The organism is Sporolactobacillus sp. CQH2019, assembly GCF_028765345.1.
Lineage (GTDB): Bacteria > Bacillota > Bacilli > Bacillales > Sporolactobacillaceae > Sporolactobacillus.
This window is the reverse complement of sequence record NZ_JARAJZ010000006.1, coordinates 147,505-166,271: the sequence shown is the minus strand read 5'-3', so window position 1 is coordinate 166,271 and position 18,767 is coordinate 147,505. Positions and strand designations below refer to the sequence as shown.

Sequence of the window (18,767 nt, the reverse complement as noted above, 5' to 3'; positions counted from 1 at the left end):
ATGATGCTAAGTCATACCTTTTCTAGTTCCACCTATGTGTTTGTCTAACCAGTTAAACTGCTCTTTATCCGACAATTTCCAAAACGTTTTGGGCAAATAAACAGTTCTTTGAACTACGCCCGCATCTGCAAAATTAGCGAATCCATATCTCATGCCATCTGCTTTACTTATTTCTATTTCTGGAATATAACCCTTCGACATCGCAAATTCTTTTATTTTTCTCCTTTGGACTGGTGAAAGACTATCTCCACCTGGAATACTGTCATCCCAAGACCATGGTTTAACGGAGGCAAGCGGACTGGCCGCCTGGTACTCCTTGACGTTCAGCATGTTTGGGGTGTGGTAACGGCTGATTGAGACCTGCGACATTTCCGCGACAAAGGCATCCATCTGCTGCATGCAGTCCAGCGCACCCCAGGATGAAATTTTAGTGATCGCCCGGTTCATCATTTCGGCGACCAGTGCCAAAAGTTCAGCAGCCCAGCGGCAGAAGTCGTCGATGTCGTCGATTTTCCCAGCGTCTGCGCCGGTATCTGAAACGTATTGTGCGGGTAATTTCTTGCTTCACGATTGGTTCTTATTCAGAATTTTGATTGAAGGGTTGACTCACTCAAGGGTGGAATTTTTTCTCACCGACTCGTGCTTACTTAACTGCTTTCTTAATCATTTTGTCTTCAACGCTTTGTCAGCAACTATCTACTGTATAACAGAGTGGTTAATTTCAAACCTTACTTTTGTTTCAAAAGATAGGCCTTGATGTCTTGACTCTCAATTCTGATTCTTTCTTCTCCCAGATTTTTAAATCTCAACAGGGGTATTTTTATCTCAATTAATGCGTCGATCTCATTCAATGGGATCTGTTTATCAAAAACAAAGGGTTCCTTCTTCTCAAATTGAAATTTCTCCGCAATATCCCTATCGTTAGTAGTTATCATTATATAGTGCTGATCTAAAACAAATTTGCCTATGGCAAGCGGTTCAAATTCCATTCCCTTATAAATCACTTTATAATTTAATTCATAAACTAATTCTACTTTGTTATCACTTACTTCTTTAATATAAATGTCTTTATGAATATTTCCTGCAATATCAACTAGCTCAGAAAATCCAACATCTTCCATTCTAGATTTTAATCTAATTTTTGAATTCCTTATAGTTGCTTCATACTCTTTATTGTTATAAATAGCAAAGACCATTTTTATTTTCCCCCCATTAATATCCATTTTTCATCTGTATCAGCATCATAAACAAATTGTTGAGTTATTTCACCTGTTTTACCATCGAATATATTGATTTTATCACCATCAGTAAATATTCTTAAATCTTGAAAGTATTCTGGTGAAATAATACTTTTACTTCCTGTAAATCCTCTGCCAGTGAAAGGATAGTCGCCCTCTTTTGGTTCCCAAGCCGGAACAGATACTTGACTCGGATCATTGACTTTATCTATGGTTCCATAAAACTTATCTGGCTTCCCTGTAGATCTTGATATTCCATCTATGCCCCGGCTGGTGGGCAGGCGATCGTCAGGATGACAATTGCCGCCCCGATACCGAGATTCACCCAGAACTCCTGGTCCATCTGCTTGTCTTTGATCGACCGGTAGTCGAACCCGTGGCTGTACTGGATGCCCTCTTGGTACTGGTCAAAAGTCACGCCGAGGCCTGTTTTCCGGCCGCGGCCCGGTAGGTTTCGTATTCCTTTTTCAGCGAAGCAGCCATCAGGCTGCTGCTGTTAAAGAGAGCGTCGAACGTGATCGACTGTTTGATCACTGGCTCATAGGCGGCGACGGAGGCAAGCGGACTGGCTGCCTGGTATTCCTTGACGTTCAGAGTGTTCCGGGTGTGGTACTGGCTGATCGAAATCTGCGACATTTCCGTGGCAAAGGCATCCATCTGTTTGTAAAAGGGATCGTCGATCCGGCGGTTGACCGCATCGGCGACCCATGTTATCCCATGAACTGTTTCCGGTATGAAACATTTTCTCCAATTGGTCAAATGTCATGTTCAAAAAATATTAATCAGTTAGTGGCTACTACATAATCCCTGATTAGTCATCTAATAAGAGATATCTAATAAAAAAACCTTGAAGTATAAAGCTGATCAAGGTTTCAAAATAAGTTTCTTATATTTCAGGAATTTCAATTACTTTACCAGGTGATTTGTCTACTAAAAACTCTGGAATATTAGGATTCATTTTTTTCAATTTAAATTTTTGGACTCTCGTTAATTCAGGATTAAATGATATATTTTGTGATTTAAAATCTAAATTAATAAGTTTATTATAAAGCTTGAGCAAAAAATCCTTCCATTCTTCAAGTTTAGAGGTTGAAACTCCCTTTGGATTTTCTAACAGACGATATCCGTCAGCATAATAAAACATTAATAATCCTGTTCCTAGATCACAATGCTTATTCGTGAGGATAGCTTCTGGTATTTCTAAACCACTATTCCAGTTGTAATTTGCGGCAAAGCAATGGAGGACTAGAGGGTCACTTGTGTTACTTAACTGCTTGATGACATCATCCTTTTCTGTGTTATAAAGCAATTCTTCCAAAAAATTAATATCTTTATTCTCCATAAAAATTGCCCACCTTACCATTATTTTCATGTGATTTAGTACTTTAATTGTTTTAGCTTTCTTTCCCAAAGATCTACTGTCGCGCCTTGGTTAGGGTACAGTGGTAATCCCTTTTCCTGTAATTTTCTTAAATTTTTCTGCAAATTATATACTTGTTTCTGTAAGCTATCAACGCTCTGGTTAATATCCATTTTATTTAATGCTCGCGCCACCACTTCATTATAAATAGAATGATAGCCCCTATGTCTAGAAATTGCACTTATATTATCACCCGGTATCCTGAGAAAAATACCATTTGATGAGCTATCTAAGTCCATGCCTATTTTTTTAATGACCGGATTATTTGACATTTCAGCAGGGATAATGTGCTGTGCTTGATATCCACTCCATCTTGCCGAACGTTTAATTCCCATCTCTTCCATCAAATTTTTTCCTAACTTACTTGAATCCCCCCCTGTTACAATTCCTGGTTTACCTGGGACAAGTCTATTAACATTATTTTTTTCTGTAGACATGCTCCCAATATTCTTTGAATATATTTGTTGAACTGACTGTTTAATGTTCCTTAAATTATCGACGAAACGCTCTCCGCCGCCAACTCCTGAAGCGCCGGCAAATTCCGGCTGCAGGCCGCTCAGGGAAATCCGGTCTCCCGCGTTGGCCGCGGCTTGTTTCACGCTGTCTATCCCTGCACGGCCGGCCTGTTTCAGCTGGATCAACCACCTTCCGGACGCCCGGCTCATCGTTTTCGTCAGGTCGCCCAAGGTCGTCACGCCTTGGGTGCCCATCCGGCCGATCGCGCTGAAAGCGCCGGCGGCCTTGAAAGCGGGGATCACGTCCAGCACACCGAAGACGCCCTCCGTGACCCGCTCTTCCGTGCTCAGCTTCCGCCCGGAGATCAGGCTCGTCCCGGTGGCCGCGTCGGCCAGCTGCATCGCCCCGTAGGCGGCACCCGCCGCGATCCCGGCCGGCGGGCAGGCGATCGTCAGGATGACGACTGCCGCTCCGATGCCGAGGTTCACCCAGAACTCCCGGTCCATCTGTTTGTCTTTGATCGACCGGTAGTCGAAGCCGCGGCTGTACTGGATCCCTTCTTTGTACTGGTCGAAGGTCACGTCGCCGGCCTGTTTCCCGGCCGCGGCCCGGTAGGCTTCGTATTCCTTTTTCAGCGAGGCGGCCATCAGGCTGCTGCTGTTAAAGAGATCGTCGAATGTGATCGACTGTTTGGTCACTGGCTCATAGGCGGCGACAGAGGCGAGCGGACTGGCCGCCTGGTACTCCTTGACGTTCAGCGTGTTTGGGGTGTGGTACTGGCTGATCGAAACCTGCGCCATTTCCGCGGCAAAGGCGTCCATCTGTTTGTAAAAGGGATCGTCGATCTGGCGGCTGACCGCATTGCCGGCCTCACTCGTAAAGGTGTCCAGCTTCCGGTAGTCCTGACCCAGTTTGTCGAGCGTCCCAGCCTGGCTTTTGTACGAAAACCAGAGGCGCCGGTCTTCGTCCAGATCGTCGATCGCCTTCTGGATCTGCTGAAGGGTCCGGTCCATCTGCCGCATGCGCTCCAGCGCGCCGCCCCAGGATGAAATTTGAGCGATCGCCCGGCCCATGTCGTCCCATGAACCGCTTTGATAAGAAACATCCTCTCCCATGTTTTCCGTCACCGCCCTTCATTGATCGAGACGGCCAGCATCAGCCATTGATTGTCCATCTTTACCGCCCCTTTATTTTGGGTACTTCGTTCGTTCCGAAAAAGCGGCTCTATTGTTTTGCAGAGACGATTTCACGTCACCTGAAAAAAACCGAAGCTCTGCCGAGAGCTTCGATTTTTGATTTCTCCTCACGCATTCCTTTGTATTATAGAAAAGTGTGACAAAATATTGAACAGGGAAAAGTTCCTGGATTTTCATCTCTTTTCACGCTATTCAAACCTTATTCGGCAGGTTCCGACAGGAAATGGCAGGCCTTTTGAACTATTGCTTTTTAAATAATTCGCTTCTGCCGGCATTCCTGTCGATTGGGCAGCGGTCCGCCGTCGCTGACGGTCCGATGAATTTCCGCATACATTCCTCAAGGAAGCGAATCTATGGAACCGGAGCGGCATCAAAACAGAATGATAAACGGCGATTGCCCGGTGATGTTCTAACATTTTCGTCACGGTTCACTGCGCCAAAGGCATTGAGACATGACTCTTTGTTTCGACCTAATCCGGTAAACGCTCCCGCACCTTTATCACGGCACTTCAATTCGCCAGATCATGTGAATAGCTGTCTGTTTCCGCATCGAAGCGCAATTCCGGAGGCTCCTTTTTAAACATCTTTGTCAGGACCAGCAAATAGACAAAGCCGACAGCCAGCCAGGAAAGGCCAAGCGTTAATGCGGCGCGGTCAAGGTGAATTAACAATAGTAAGGTACAGCAGGCTCCCGCTAAGGGACAGACCAGGAATTTCCAAAAAGCTTTTGCGCCTCTTTCCCTTTTTTTAACAAAGTAGTGGGAAAATACAGATATATTAACAAAAGTAAAAGCTGAAAAGGCACCGAAGTTAATGAACGATGTAGACGTTGCCACTGTCATGGTCAAGGCCAGCAATGACAGGATACCGATTAAGATGATGTTAAACATCGGCGTGCCGAATTTTCTGCTCAGGGTGCCGAACACTTTTTTAGGGAAAACTCCATCTCGTCCCATGGCGTACATCAGCCTCGAAGCACTGGCCTGGGCGGATAAGCCCGAAGCAAATTGCGCAATAATCAGTCCGGCCAGGAACAGCGCGCTGAATAGATTTCCGCCGATTTCTTTTGCAATGTCCAGGCCTGCGGAAGAAACATCGCTGAAATGAAGATAATCCGGATGTACTAATTGTGAAAAATAAGAAGCGGCAATAAAGATTATTCCCCCTATCAGAGTTGTCAGAAGAATAGCGCGCGGCATTGTCTTTTCGGGACGGATGGTTTCCTCAGTCAGCGTCGTGATCGCATCGAATCCCAGATAAGAGTAGCAGGCAATCGATGCACCGGCCAGCACTGCGGACAGAGAGCCATTCCCGTCCCCGGCAAACAATTTTACCGACCAGAGCGCACCTGCTCCGGTCCCTCCGAGAAGGCTGCGAATGCTCAAAATAACAAAGAGGGCAATAACAAGAAACTGGAAAGCCATCATCAGGAAATTTATGTTGGTGGCGACCTGAATGCCAATGATGTTTATAATAGAAGTGATGCCAATGAAAATGAGAATCCAGACCCATGTCGGCACGGCAGGGAACATGGCCGTTAAATAGGAAGCTCCGATCAGCCAGATAGCCATCGGTATGAAAATATAATCCAGCAGAATCGCCCATCCCACTAAAAAGCCCAGATGGGAACTGATCGATTTTCTGACATACGTATAAGCGGATCCGGCAGTCGGAAAGGCTTTAACCATTTGTCCATAACTGAAAGCAGTGAAAAGCATGGCGACAAGAGAAACCAAATAGGCGGGTACGACAAGTCCTTGTGCTGTCTGTGCAATCACGCCGAAAATGCCGAAGACAATCATCGGCGCCATATAGGCCAGTCCAAATAAAACAACCTGATACAACTTCAGCGTCGGTTTAAAGGATAAATGTTCCGAATCCATTTTTTTCACCTCAAATTATCAAGTTAAGCTTTAGCACACCCATCAGCTTGTCCTTTGAGGCTAGTTATTTACCCTTGTTTGCGTCATCCGTACTGAGCCGGATCCTCACAGTTTTCTTTATGGAATTACTGCACGGATTCCATGCCTTTCTCTATAATATCAAGGCCCTCGTACAGCTCATTTTCAGGAATTGTCAGCGGCGACAGGAAGCGGATACAGTTTCCTCTCAGCCCGGCATTCAGCAGAAGCAATCCGTGTTCATTGGCAAACTGTACAATTTTGTCCGTTCGCTCTTTGTCGGGAGTTTTGGATGCCCGGTCTTTCACAAATTCGACAGCCGCCATCGCGCCCAAACGTCTGACATCGCCGACAAATGAAAAATGCTCCTTCCATTGAAGTGCCCTTCGCTCAATGGCCGCGCCGATCTTTTCCGCCCGATCCGCAAGCCGCTCTTCCTCAATAATTTCGAGCACAGCCAGCGCAGCGGCGCAGGCAACGGGACTGCCGCAATAGGTGCCGCCGAGCGATCCTTTAATATCGCACGCATCAATGATTTCTGCCTTGCCGACGACACCGCTGAGCGGAAATCCGGCAGCGATCGATTTAGACACCGTCATTAAGTCCGGAATGCAATCAAAATTTTCGATCGCGAACATTTTCCCCGTCCGGGCAAAACCGGCCTGAATTTCATCCGCGATAAAAACGATACCGTGCTTTGTGCAGAATTCTCTCACGTACGTGACAAATCGCTTGGAAGGAATGATAAATCCGCCTTCGCCCTGCACCGGTTCCATGACGATGCAGGCTACGGATTCAGGAGCCACCGTACTCAGGAAAAAGTATTCAAACGCATCAATGATTTGCTGATCGTATGCCTCGTCGCTCAGTCCTTCCGGCTTCCGATAATAATAAGGATAAGGCGCCTGGTACGTTTCCGATGAAAACGGGCCGAAACCGAATTTATAAGGAACGACCTTGCTGGTCATACTCATTGTCAGATTGGTCCGTCCGTGAAAGGCGCGGTCGAACGTAACAACTGCCTGACGGCCCGTGTAGCGGCGGGCAATTTTAACCGCGTTCTCTACTGCTTCGGCACCGGAATTCAATAACAGGGCTTTTTTGGCAAACGAACCCGGAGCAAGATGGCATAACTTTTCACATAATTCAATATAGGACGGATACATGATAACGTTGAATCCCGGATGAATATAATCATCCACTTGTTTTTTGACGGCTTTCACAACCTTGGGATGACAGTGCCCGACATTTTGAACACCGATGGCTCCGGCAAAATCGATAAAGCGGTTGCCGTCAATATCTGTAATAATCGCCCCGTCTGCTTTAGCGGCAATATGACGATTTCCGTTGCCGATTGCCGCAGCGACGTAGCGATCGCGCTTATCCTGCCATTCTTTTGTCGATATCTTCTCCAGGTTGTTGATACTCATGATTTAAATCCCCCCTACCTTTTTATAGATATTTTTATAAATTATTGGTATTATGTAAAGTATCAATTTTCAATTTTCTTTGGTGTCAGGAGTTGATTCTATGTTAACTTTAAACATGCGATCAGCCGACCGGAAAAGTGATTATATTTATCGACAGATTTACAGGCAGTTGAAAAAGGAAATTCTGCTGCATCATTTTTTGCCTCATGAGAAGTTGCCTTCAAAGCGCGACCTTGCGAAGGGATTAAAAGTCAGCGTCAACTCGGTGAACAGTGCTTATCAGCAGCTTCTTGCCGAGGGCTATATTTATGCAAAAGAGCGGAGCGGCTTTTATGTAGAAAAGCTTGATACGCTTCCGGTCCCGTTCGGCTCTTCAAGAGCTTTGAATCCTGAACTTGCCGAATCGCCTGATTCAAGAAAAGACTGGCTGTCATTCTCCCATATGTCCGCCGACCGATCCTGCTTCCCTTTTGACAGCTGGCTGAATTGCGAACATAAGGCGCTCAGATCAAGACGAACGGAACTAAGCGACGACCCGTCTCGTTTTCCTCAAGGTATCTATTCAGTCCGCCGCACCATTAGCCGACTTTTATCGGTCACCCGGGGCGTGAAGTGCTTTCCTGAACAGATTGTCCTGGGCGGAGGAACTCAGGTGCTCGTTCAGCTGCTCCGCCAATCTTTTTTTCAAAATGCAACCTTCGCGATGGAGGAGCCGGGCTATAAAAGAATCTACCGATTATTAACGATGCAGCATGCCGATGTACGGACAATTGAACTGGATGACCGCGGCATTAAAATGAATGAAATCAACCGGATCAATCCCGATGTGCTCTATATTACGCCTTCGCACCAGTTTCCGACAGGCATCGTCATGCCGATATCCCGGCGCATTCAACTATTAAATTGGGCGTCACGTTCAGAAAACCGTTTTATCATTGAAGATGATTACGACAGCGAATTCAAATACGAGTGCGACACGATTCCATCGCTGCAAGGATTAGACGCTTTCGACAAAGTGATCTACATCGGCACTTTTTCCAAATCACTGCTTCCCGGTCTGCGAATCAGTTATATGGTGCTGCCCCAGCGCTTACTGAAAGCATTCAGGGAAAAATCCCGTTTTATTATGCAGACGTGCAGTGCACTCATACAATTGACCCTGCAGGAATTCATTGATTCAGGAGAATATCGGAAGCATATCAAACGGATGAAACAGATCTATTCGGAACGGCGAATGCGATTGATTGAGGAACTGGGAAAAAAATTCGGCGATGATGTCACGATTTATGGAGCAAATGCAGGGCTTCATTTTATGTCTGCCTTTAAGAGCGGAGAAAATGTCGACGCCATACTCAGACGGGCAGATGAGGAAAAGCTTGAACTATACAGTTTAAGACGATGTTTCTTGAGAAGCTGCATCAACGACCGGGAACCGAGATTTATTCTCGGCTTCGCTAATTTGTCCAAAGAGAACATTGAGGAAGGCGTAAACAGACTTTATCGCGCCGTTTACGGATAATCACAAACGAAATCTGTTTCCGGACTTCCCAGCATTTGAAAATGAAACATCAGAGATGCAGGTATTGACTATCCAGAGGTGAAATCATTGTCAGATCAAGGAAAATTTAAACGGCAACTCACGTTGTCCGACCTTACTTTTATTGGATTCGGTTCTATGTTCGGTTCAGGATGGCTGTTCGCTTCCAGCCATGTCGCCTCAATTGCGGGTCCGGCCGGTATCCTGTCATGGGTTATCGGCGGCTTTGCCATTCTTCTGTTAGGTTTGGTTTTCTCCGAACTCGGTGCATCTCTGCCGCGGGCCGGCGCCGTTGTCCGTTTTCCGGTATATTCTCACGGACCGATAATGGGCTATCTTATCGGATTTATCACGCTGATCGCCAATTCAAGCCTGGTTGCAATTGAAGTCGAGGCAGCCCGCCAGTATACTGCTTCATGGATCCCCTTTCTGACTCAGAAAGGATCCACTCTTCCGACCGTTGCCGGATGGCTGTTTCAATTTATACTGCTCGTTTTATTTTTTGTTTTAAATTACTGGAGTGTTAAAATCTTCGCCAGATCCAATACCATTATTACACTCTTCAAATTTGTGGTTCCGTTACTGACGATTGTCGTTTTATTGTCGCAGATAAAGCTTCATAATTTTACGGTCGAAGGCTTTGCGCCTTTCGGATTATCCGGAATCCAGTCGGCCATCTCCGTGGGCGGGATCATCTTTGCCTATCTGGGCCTGACGCCGATTGTTTCCGTGGCAAGCGAGGCCAGAAATCCCCAGAAAACCATTCCCATTGCCCTGATCCTGTCCGCCGTTCTGGCGACGATCGTCTATCTGTTTCTTCAGATTGCTTTTATCGGAGGCATCCCGACGAACATACTTTCATCCGGATGGACCGACATTTCAAACAAATTCAGTCTTCCGTTCCGCGATATCGCCATCAGTCTCGGCTTCGCCTGGCTGACCTTTTTTATCATCACGGATGCCATTATTTCTCCGACCGGTACAGGGAATATCTTCATGTCGGCATCATCCCGCGTCGTATACGGATGGGCAAAAAGCGGGACCCTGTTCAAGATATTCACGAAGATAGATAAAAAATCCGGCGTTCCCCGTCCGGCTCTCTGGCTTTCTTTTATCCTCTCCATCTTCTGGACATTGCCCTTTCCTTCCTGGGAGGCATTAGTCGGGGTCGTTTCCGCCGCATTGATTCTCAGCTATGCGATCGCTCCGGTCTCCGCCGCCTCCTTCAGGAGAAATGCACCCGATCTGCCGCGTCCGTTCTTTTTAAAAGGGATGTCGGTCATCGGGCCGCTCTCATTCATCATCGCTTCACTGATTGTCTATTGGTCCGGCTGGAGTAACCTTTCCTGGCTGCTCGGTTCGCAAATAGCGATGTTCGTCATCTATCTGTTATTTAGAAAAGCAGTCCCGACGGATAAAGTAACGATTCAGCAGCAAGTCAAATCTTCCCTCTGGCTGATCTTTTACTATGCCGCGATCATGGCCGCCTCCTACTTCGGCATTTTCGGCGGGATCGGGATACTGCAGCAGCCGTGGGACTTTCTGACCGTCGCACTTATTTCACTCGTAGCCTATTACTGGGGCACCCATACCTGCCTGCCGAAAGCGATTTTTGACGATGCGGCAGACGAAACGGACGACGCAGCAGCGGGAGATAAGGACATGAAATTAGGTTAAAATCATCGTTGATCGGACAGGCCTGCCATCGGTCCGCGGATAATCCTATCGAAAATATTTTTTTATGTAGAAAAGGACAAAGTCAACCTGTTTATACTGGAAAATTGTATGCCAGGATTATGAGACCGTTAGAAACTATTTATCGGTCGTCACAGCGATTTTTTCGGTCATTACGCGCGGTTTTTCGGTCGCCAAGTGCAGTTTTTCGGTTGTTACATGCGGTTTTTCGGTCATTACGCGCAGTTTTTCGGTCGTCCTCTATTCGGAGCTATCAAATCATTATGGAAATTTATTGATTGCGGAATGATTTTCCGGCTTTCGAACGATGAACGGTCTCAGGAAAAGTCGGACACCATTTGACGGCACAGCAGAAAAATGAGCTAAAAGGATATTCGTATAATCCAATATTTACTCAATCATCGGCCCATAATAAGAAGGCAATTTCTTTGCTTGCCAATAAAATCAGACTGGAGATGAAAAAATGATCACCACTGTCACCTTGAATCCCGCACTCGATCAACTGCTTGCAACCGACGAACTGGCCGTTGGCGACACAAATCGTACCCGGCTTTTATCCGAATCGGCAGCCGGCAAGGGCATCGATGTCGCAAAGGTCCTTCGTGATCTGGACTGCCGGGTTAATGCCACGGGTTTTCTGGGAGGCGATGTGGCCGGTATTTTTGTCCGCTGCTTTAAAGATGAGAAAATCGGCAATTATTTTATTAGAATCAAGGAATCGACACGGACGAACATCCAGCTGTTTGAAAAAAGCGGCAGAAGGACCGAGCTGCTTGAAGCGGGTCCATCGGTCAGCCATGAAGAGTGTGCATCCCTGATGGAACAGTTTAAAAAACTCGCCTCGGCAAGTGATGCTGTAACGATCTGCGGCAGCGTCCCCGCCGGCGTCGACAAAGATTATTTTCTCAATCTGGTCCGCACGGCCAGACATTCGTGCCGCTGCGTGATTGTCGATACATCCGGAGAATGGCTGAAGTTGGCAGTTGATCAAAAGCCTGACCTGATCAAACCGAATCGTAAAGAAATAACTGAATTAATGGGCAGGGAAAAGGCCGATGACGCGGAAATAATCGCTTTCGGTCAGCAGCTTGTCAGACAAGGAGTTCCTTATATCCTCGTTTCTCTGGGCGGAGACGGTGCCATGCTGATCTGCGACAGCGGCGTCTGGCGCGGACAGGCTCCGGATATTGAAGTAAAAAGTACGCTCGGATGCGGCGATTCTATGGTTGCATCGCTGAGCGTCTCGCTGTCCGAACAGCTTCCGCCTGAAGAGATGCTGAAAAAATCGATCGCCCTGTCCGCCGCCAATGCCATGACCTTTGAAACGGCGCACGTCATTCTGGACGATTATAAAAAACTGCTTCATGAAGTGCATATAGAAAAGATCGAGAGATAATACGATCCGGAAGGCAGTTGTCTATTCAGGACTTGCTGAACCAACACCCCTTTTGCCGGAAATCCAAACAAGTCCGAATAAGATCAAAGGGAATTTCTGGAAATGTACACACTGCTCAAGAAAAGTGCTTTTATCATTCAGCCGACAAATGTCCGGAGAAGTTCGAGATGCGGACATTTCTCCTTTCCTATCATAATTATCTTCGGATTGTGGCCTGCAAAAAGAACCGAAAGGCAGCATCTCCCTTTCGGCTAAAAAGATCATTATAATGTCCTGCATTTTCAACTGCAGCTGAAGCGCTCCCATAGATTATCTGCTCATAAACTAAATAGCTTACGAATGTCTTCCTTTGAATGAGCGTTTTTCAACTGTTTAATAAAATGGTCATGTGCCAGCAGTTTAGATACATTGGCCAAATATTTAAGATGATCGGCACTATTTTCCGGAATAAGGAATGAAATCACCGTGTCAATTTTCCCTCCATCCAGCGTCTGCCATTCAATCGGTGTTTTTAATTTCAATATCATCATACTGGATCTTTTTATTGCGGCATCCTGAGCATGCGGGATAGCAATGCCCTTTTCCATCCCTGTAGATCCTTGCTGTTCCCTTGCCAGATATTTTTGGTATACAGGCTCTGAATCCACAGCATCCTGATTCCTGACAGCTAAATCGGCCAGATATTTTAGAACATCTTCCCGGGTTTTAGCCTCAACGTCAAATTCGATATTCTGCTTTTTGAGAATGCTTCCCGGATCGGGCCCGGTCACTGGAGTGACCAAATTCAGGGAATTTCTGACTGATTGGGTACTATTTTTAAAATCGGCAGTATGAGCGGGCTGATTAAGCACAGCATTTTTTCTTGCCTGTTTCCCTGCAGACAAAGCCAGAAGGATTCCGGATACCAGAGCGCCAATCACGATCCAAAGCACCCATAATAGCGGATGGTTTACGAGCGGAAGTATGATGAAACCGCCATGAGGTGCCGGATCACTGATCTTCGTCGCGTAGCTCAGAATGGCTGCAATGGCCGATCCAATCATGAATGATGGAATATTCAGGAACGGGTTTTTGGCAGCGAATGGAATGGCTCCTTCCGTAATATGCGTAGACCCCAGCAGAAAGTTCACATAACCTGCATTCCTTTCCTCACTAGTATAGGCTTTTCTATTCAATAAAACGGCAAAACCTGTCGCAAGCGGGGGAGCAATACAGGCTGCTGAGACCCCGGACATAAAATAGAAATTTCCCTGGCCGAGAAGGGCAACACCGGTTAAGTAAGCCGCTTTGTTCACCGGGCCGCCGAAGTCAAACGCCGCCATAGCTCCGACGATGAGTCCGAGAATAATCGGGTCCGAGTTCTGCATGCCTTTCAGAAAAGCCATCATGCCTTGATTAATGTCCTTCATTGGCGATGAGAGAAACCACATAATAGCAGTCGAAATGAACACGCCCAGCAAAGGATAGATAAAAATTTCTTTCAGTCCGTTAAGTTGTTTTGGAACTTTTTTAAATAGATATTTCAACAGAACAGTCACGTACCCGGCAAGAAAACCGCCGACAATCCCGCCCAGGAAACCGGTTCCATTTGTAAATGCAAGCATACCTGTCGCAAAACCAGCGATCAAACCTGCACGTTTTCCGATCGCTTCAGCAATATAAGCGCATAAAACCGGAACCATCAGATTCATCGTCATGCCGCCGAGTGTATTCAGCATGTAGGCAAACTGATTATATTGTGAACTTTTCGGATCTGCCGAGTTAATTCCCCAGAAGAAAGAAACGGCCAGCATAACACCACCGGCCACAACAACCGGGATCATATGGGACACACCATTCATAAGCTGAATGTACAGTGTATGCCAAAATCCGCTTGAAATGTTTTCACCGGATGATCCGGATGTGGCATTTTCCAGTCCGTTTCCCTTATATACAGGGATGCTTGAATCATTTAATATGGCATCAACAAGTTCCTCTGCATCCTTCATGCCTTTAGATACGGAAACATTAATAACTCTTTTGCCGGCAAATCGATCAGGATTCACATCAATATCCGCAGCAATGATCACTCCCTCGGCATCCTTTATCTCCTTTTCTGTCAGTGCATTTTCAACTCCGCTTTGTCCGTGAGTTTCAACTTTTATTGATACATTTCTTTTCTTTGCCGCCTCTTGGAGTGCCTCCTGTGCCATATACGTGTGGGCAATTCCTGTCGGGCATCCGGTTGCCGCAATAATTTTATATGACATTATTGCTCAAACCTCACTTTCATTTTTTATTGTTTTAATATGAATTTGTTTTAACAAGGAAGGAACATCTTTTAAGTCGCTTAAGCCGGCAGTGAAAGCGGTCGAAGACGCAGCTGCCGAAGCGAAAGCTAAGGCATCGGAAACGGTTTTTCCCTGAATGAGCGATCCCATGAATGCGGCGACCATCGTATCTCCGGAACATGCTGTGTTGATGACCCGTCCCTCAGGGGCATTAACAGACAGGATATGGTGATGATCCCGGTAAATCGCTCCCCTTTCCCCTCTTGAGACAATCACCCTTTTGGCCCCCATTTCCAGCAATTTGCCCGCCCCCTGAATCACTTCATGATCTGTGCTCTGTTGACTGTTCAATAAAGACGCCAGCTCCTCATCACTTGGTTTAATCAGCTCAGGTCCATAAGGAAGGCAGTCAAGAAGGATTCCCGAGCTGACATCAAGCACCAGTGAAAAACCTTTTTCCCGGGAGAATCGTGCAATTTTAATCAGAATTTCATCTTTCACATTTTTAGGCAGCGAACCGGAAACAAATAAAAGATCATTTTTCTGAAGGCTGGAAATGAAATTTAATAATTTCTGCTGATCCCTGCCGGAAATCGGCGATCCATGATTTACTGCCTTATATTCAAGATTTCCTGCCCTGATAAATGAATTAATACGTGTAATCCCCTCAGTATGAATAAATTTTGTTCCTACATTCTGTTTGTTCAACGCTGCTTCAATAAAGTCTCCGGTAAAACCCCCAAGGAAGCCCGTCGCGATGCTGTCAATATTCATTTTTTTTAGTATCAGCGAAATGTTGATGGCTTTTCCGTTTGCCTGATAATCCTCATACTTACTTCGATTCACAATAAAAGGTTTAAATTCGTCAAATTCTGAAAATGAATCGATTGCAGGATTCATCGTACATGTATAGATCATCTTATCCTCCTTTCTGCGCCCCCCATTAATAAATATCCCACAACTTGAACGAAAAAATTTTCTTATTATGCTATACTTACACGTAAGTGTTTACAAAATAGCGGGAGTTAATAAATCATGTCGCTTACTTTTAAAGAAAGAATCCATGAACGGATCGATTCGTTAAGTAATAGCGAGAAATATTTAATTGACTACATTACTAAAAATCTGAAGCAGGTTTCCCGCCTGTCCATTGTCCAATTAAGCATGAAGGCAAATGTATCAACGGCCACGATCGTCAGAGCCATGCAAAAGCTTGGATACAGCGGGTTCACCTCCTTTAAGTTCAAGCTTGAAGAGGAATACGCCAAAGATATGTCCTTTACCAATGTTGAAGATGTCGATCAGAAGATTAAAGAAGCCGTGGAAAAGAATAGACGCGAAGTAGCAGAAACATTGCGGATGCTTGATCGCGGAACAATTGAAGACACCATACAAAAGATGATTCATTCCCAAAAAATTATGTTATTTGCCAGAGGATTATCGGAACTCATCGCAAAAGAAATGTTAATAAAGCTGCAGCTTATCGGAAAATACAGCGAAATGCATGACGACCCGAATATCATCCGGACAATGAGCAAGCGGATTCCAGTCGAGGATTTGGTCATTTTCATTTCTTTAAATGGAAAAACGGAAGAGTTGGTCGAAGCTGCTGAAAACTGCAAAAACAACGGAGTCAGCACGGTAACCATTACCACTAATCGAAACAGCCCGCTTTGCGCTTTGTCAGAACTGTCCCTGATAGGCTATAAATCAAGAATGTCATACTTTCCTGATTATGAAGTCCGTTCACGATTACCTATTATGGTTATCGCCCGCATTTTAATGGATGCATACGTCATTCGTACTCAGCAAAAGGAAAAATAGCCGGAACACCATTTCTCACCTGATGCCCGCTTTTTTAATGAACCTTCTCTTGCCCAATCTATTTTATAACACCGGTGCTGCACTAATTAAGAAGAACGCACACCCTAAAAAAACGCCGCAGGTTCTCCTCCTATGGCGCCTTTCTATTTTCCAAACCGATCTGCTAAGTGCCGGTACAGGATACGATCGGGACGGACACATCGTCGTCCATCCTACAGACCAACAATCAATCGCCCTGAATGTGATATTCCCGATGTCGCCCAATTCCCGGACAAAGCATGATCCGCATACTTTCCATTGTAAAACCCTCAGAGCGGGAATCAGCCGGCCGCTGTCTGAAAAGACATCTGCATCCCGGATGTCAAATCTTAACTATTGTATTGGCCTGATCTGCAGAGAAGTCTCCTGCATGGTGCTTATTAAACCAGTTAATGATTTCATGAAGGCGGGTCAGACGGTTCTCCGGACGGCCGCTTCTTGACAATTCATGGTTTTCTCCCTTAATACGAACAAAGCGTGTCTCGACCCCGAGCCGGCGGAGAGCGACATACCATTGTTCAGCCTGTTCGATCGGGCAGCGGTAATCTTCTTCGCTGTGAATAATGCAAATCGGCGTTGTCACATGCGGAGCCCTCCGAATCGGTGAGAAGCTCATCAGCTTTTCTTCATCCGTCCAAAGATCCGCACCGTTAAAGTAGCGCTTCAGAAAATAATAGCTGATATCGCTCGTTCCGAAAAAGCTGTAGAGGTTGCAGATGGATCGCTGCGTGACGGCCGCAGTAAATCGGTCTGTCGTCCCGACCATTGTGTTTGTCATGAATCCTCCGTAACTTCCGCCGGTTACAAATTGGCGCGACCGGTCGCAGGCCGGGAAATGATCCAGCACATAGTCAAGGCCGCGGAGGATATCGTCTTTATCCTTTCGTCCCCAGTCATCATAGCAGCCGGCGCAGAATTCGGCACCATATCCCTGGCTGCCGCGCGGGTTCGTAAAGACAACCGCATAACCTTCCGCGGCGAGGCACTGGAATTCATGTTCGAACGAATAGCCGTACGCAGCGGCCGGACCGCCATGGATTTCCAGAACCACCGGTATTTTTTTCTCCTTTTGAACTGAATCAGGCGGAAACATCACCCATCCGTCCAGATCCAGACCATCTGCCGTTTTATAGGTAAACGGAACAGGCTCCGAAAGGTCCAGTCCGTCCAAAAAACGGCGATTATGATCGCTTGCCTGCTTTGCCGCTCCATCGCTATTGATCAAGAAAAGATCGCCGGTGGACGAGACGCTGGAAACGACAGCAGCAATCCTTCCATTTTTTGAATCAAATGAAGTAATGACTTCTTTTTCATTGAAATATACAGTGGAAATATGACCGTCAAGGCCGATTCTCTTCAAGCCGGCCGCAGGGCCGTTTTGAACCAGATAGGTCAGCGACTGTCCGTCATCATTCCAAACAAAAACGGGCCGCCCTTCGTCAAACCGGACATCGGTACCCACATAATTACCGAGCGAGCGCTCTTCAGGCTCAGTCAGGTTCTCAGCCGGGCCGCCCGTTTCCTGAAGAAGCCAGATACCGATATTCTCCGGACTGCATTCCCCATCTTCATTGCCTGCAAAGGCGACTCTGTGTCCGTCAGGTGAAACCTGGAGATCGTCGACATCCCCTTTTGCTTTATAGAAAAGAGCGGTTTTATTCGTCTCAAAATCAAAGTTGTAAATATCATAGAGATAGTCTGTCTTATCCGGTTCGGCTTTAGTCTGGCAGAAATACAGCCTTTTTCCATCGGGAGAAAAAGCCGGATTGCAGGCGTTCCGTGTTTTATCTGTCAGCAGCTTTTTTTCATGATTTTGAAGATTAAAGAGGAATAGTGCTTCATTTGCTGAGAGGATGCCTTTCCCGTTTGCCAGATAACGGAGCCTAGCGACGACCGTGACATCGTCGTTTTCAATTTCTCTGTCATCTTTAATAGAACTCTGGCAGACGAGCACAGATTCATCGGGAGACAAAAGGTAATCCGTAACCTCCTCGCTGAAATCTGTCAGGACCTGCGAGTCGCCGCCGTCCAGAGACAATCGCCAAACCTGGCTCTTTCCGCTGCGGTCGGACAAAAAGTAAACGGACCGCCCATCTTTTGAGAAACTGGGTTTATGATTTTTGATCTGCTTGTCGCTCATGTAATCAAAAGTCAGCCGCCTTGGTTCCGACAAACCATCTGCAAGATAGAGCGAGGAATCATAACCATTCTTTTCCTTGTCAACCTTTGTTACAACGTACACGGCACTTTTCCCGTCGGGAGACAGCACCGGCGAACCCGCAAAAGTAAACTGGACCAGATCTTCAGCCGTTATTAAGCGCTTTGTCATATTAATCCTCCTTGTTTTCTAATCATTATAGACTTT

15 protein-coding genes are annotated in these 18,767 nt (G+C 46.2%); 4 read left to right on the top strand and 11 right to left on the bottom strand.

The genetic code is table 11. The annotated features are described in order from the left end of the window. Window positions 1-6: 6 nt before the first annotated feature. From OYT88_RS10420 to gabT, 8 genes are all read right to left on the bottom strand, one after another. Window positions 7-468 (bottom strand): hypothetical protein, encoded by a 462-nt coding sequence (locus tag OYT88_RS10420; RefSeq protein WP_274399862.1) that lies wholly within the window; start codon window positions 466-468, stop codon window positions 7-9. Between the two features lie 260 nt (window positions 469-728). Then, window positions 729-1,196 carry a UCP033725 family protein gene (locus tag OYT88_RS10415; RefSeq protein ID WP_274399860.1) on the bottom strand — a complete coding sequence of 156 codons (468 nt, stop codon included), beginning with the start codon at window positions 1,194-1,196 and terminating at the stop codon, window positions 729-731. Window positions 1,197-1,497: 301 nt separating this feature from the next. After that, window positions 1,498-1,656 carry a hypothetical protein gene (locus OYT88_RS10410; protein WP_274399858.1) on the bottom strand — a complete coding sequence of 53 codons (159 nt, stop codon included), beginning with the start codon at window positions 1,654-1,656 and terminating at the stop codon, window positions 1,498-1,500. Next, window positions 1,653-1,997 (bottom strand): hypothetical protein, encoded by a 345-nt coding sequence (locus OYT88_RS10405; protein ID WP_274399857.1) that lies wholly within the window; start codon window positions 1,995-1,997, stop codon window positions 1,653-1,655. The genes OYT88_RS10410 and OYT88_RS10405 overlap by 4 nt, the downstream gene beginning before the upstream one ends. Window positions 1,998-2,124: 127 nt before the next feature. Then, entirely contained in the window at window positions 2,125-2,580 is a 456-nt protein-coding gene (locus OYT88_RS10400; protein ID WP_274399855.1) for a DUF4274 domain-containing protein, read from the bottom strand. Between the two features lie 35 nt (window positions 2,581-2,615). After that, complete coding sequence (locus tag OYT88_RS10395) at window positions 2,616-4,229, bottom strand: AHH domain-containing protein (protein ID WP_274399853.1); 1,614 nt, start codon at window positions 4,227-4,229, stop codon at window positions 2,616-2,618. A 590-nt stretch (window positions 4,230-4,819) separates the two neighbouring features. After that, window positions 4,820-6,193 carry an APC family permease gene (locus OYT88_RS10390; protein WP_274399851.1) on the bottom strand — a complete coding sequence of 458 codons (1,374 nt, stop codon included), beginning with the start codon at window positions 6,191-6,193 and terminating at the stop codon, window positions 4,820-4,822. Window positions 6,194-6,318: 125 nt separating this feature from the next. After that, window positions 6,319-7,641: a 4-aminobutyrate--2-oxoglutarate transaminase gene (gabT, locus tag OYT88_RS10385; protein ID WP_274399850.1), complete on the bottom strand. Its 1,323-nt coding sequence runs from the start codon at window positions 7,639-7,641 to the stop codon at window positions 6,319-6,321. A 100-nt stretch (window positions 7,642-7,741) separates the two neighbouring features. On the opposite strand from gabT, the gene gabR reads away from it, so the two are divergent. The 3 genes from gabR (at window position 7,742) to pfkB (OYT88_RS10370) (ending at window position 12,269) form a co-directional block, all read left to right on the top strand. After that, window positions 7,742-9,160: a MocR-like transcriptional regulator GabR gene (gene gabR, locus OYT88_RS10380; protein ID WP_274399849.1), complete on the top strand. Its 1,419-nt coding sequence runs from the start codon at window positions 7,742-7,744 to the stop codon at window positions 9,158-9,160. A gap of 87 nt (window positions 9,161-9,247) precedes the next feature. Beyond that, window positions 9,248-10,855 (top strand): APC family permease, encoded by a 1,608-nt coding sequence (locus OYT88_RS10375; RefSeq protein WP_274399848.1) that lies wholly within the window; start codon window positions 9,248-9,250, stop codon window positions 10,853-10,855. A 481-nt stretch (window positions 10,856-11,336) separates the two neighbouring features. Further along, window positions 11,337-12,269: a 1-phosphofructokinase gene (gene pfkB, locus OYT88_RS10370; RefSeq protein WP_274399847.1), complete on the top strand. Its 933-nt coding sequence runs from the start codon at window positions 11,337-11,339 to the stop codon at window positions 12,267-12,269. A gap of 317 nt (window positions 12,270-12,586) precedes the next feature. On the opposite strand, the gene OYT88_RS10365 is transcribed toward pfkB (OYT88_RS10370), so the two are convergent. Both OYT88_RS10365 and pfkB (OYT88_RS10360) read right to left on the bottom strand, forming a co-directional pair. Continuing rightward, window positions 12,587-14,518 carry a fructose-specific PTS transporter subunit EIIC gene (locus OYT88_RS10365; protein ID WP_274399845.1) on the bottom strand — a complete coding sequence of 644 codons (1,932 nt, stop codon included), beginning with the start codon at window positions 14,516-14,518 and terminating at the stop codon, window positions 12,587-12,589. Between the two features lie 6 nt (window positions 14,519-14,524). Next, window positions 14,525-15,457, bottom strand: a complete 933-nt coding sequence (gene pfkB / locus OYT88_RS10360) for a 1-phosphofructokinase (protein ID WP_274399843.1) — start codon at window positions 15,455-15,457, stop codon at window positions 14,525-14,527. A gap of 117 nt (window positions 15,458-15,574) precedes the next feature. Between pfkB (OYT88_RS10360) and OYT88_RS10355 the strand changes: the two genes are divergently transcribed. Next, on the top strand, window positions 15,575-16,363 hold the full coding sequence (locus tag OYT88_RS10355) for a MurR/RpiR family transcriptional regulator (RefSeq protein ID WP_274399842.1): 789 nt from the start codon (window positions 15,575-15,577) through the stop codon (window positions 16,361-16,363). A 361-nt stretch (window positions 16,364-16,724) separates the two neighbouring features. Here the strand turns inward: OYT88_RS10355 and OYT88_RS10350 are convergent, their stop codons facing one another. Beyond that, window positions 16,725-18,731: a S9 family peptidase gene (locus OYT88_RS10350; protein WP_274399840.1), complete on the bottom strand. Its 2,007-nt coding sequence runs from the start codon at window positions 18,729-18,731 to the stop codon at window positions 16,725-16,727. Window positions 18,732-18,767 lie beyond the last annotated feature (36 nt).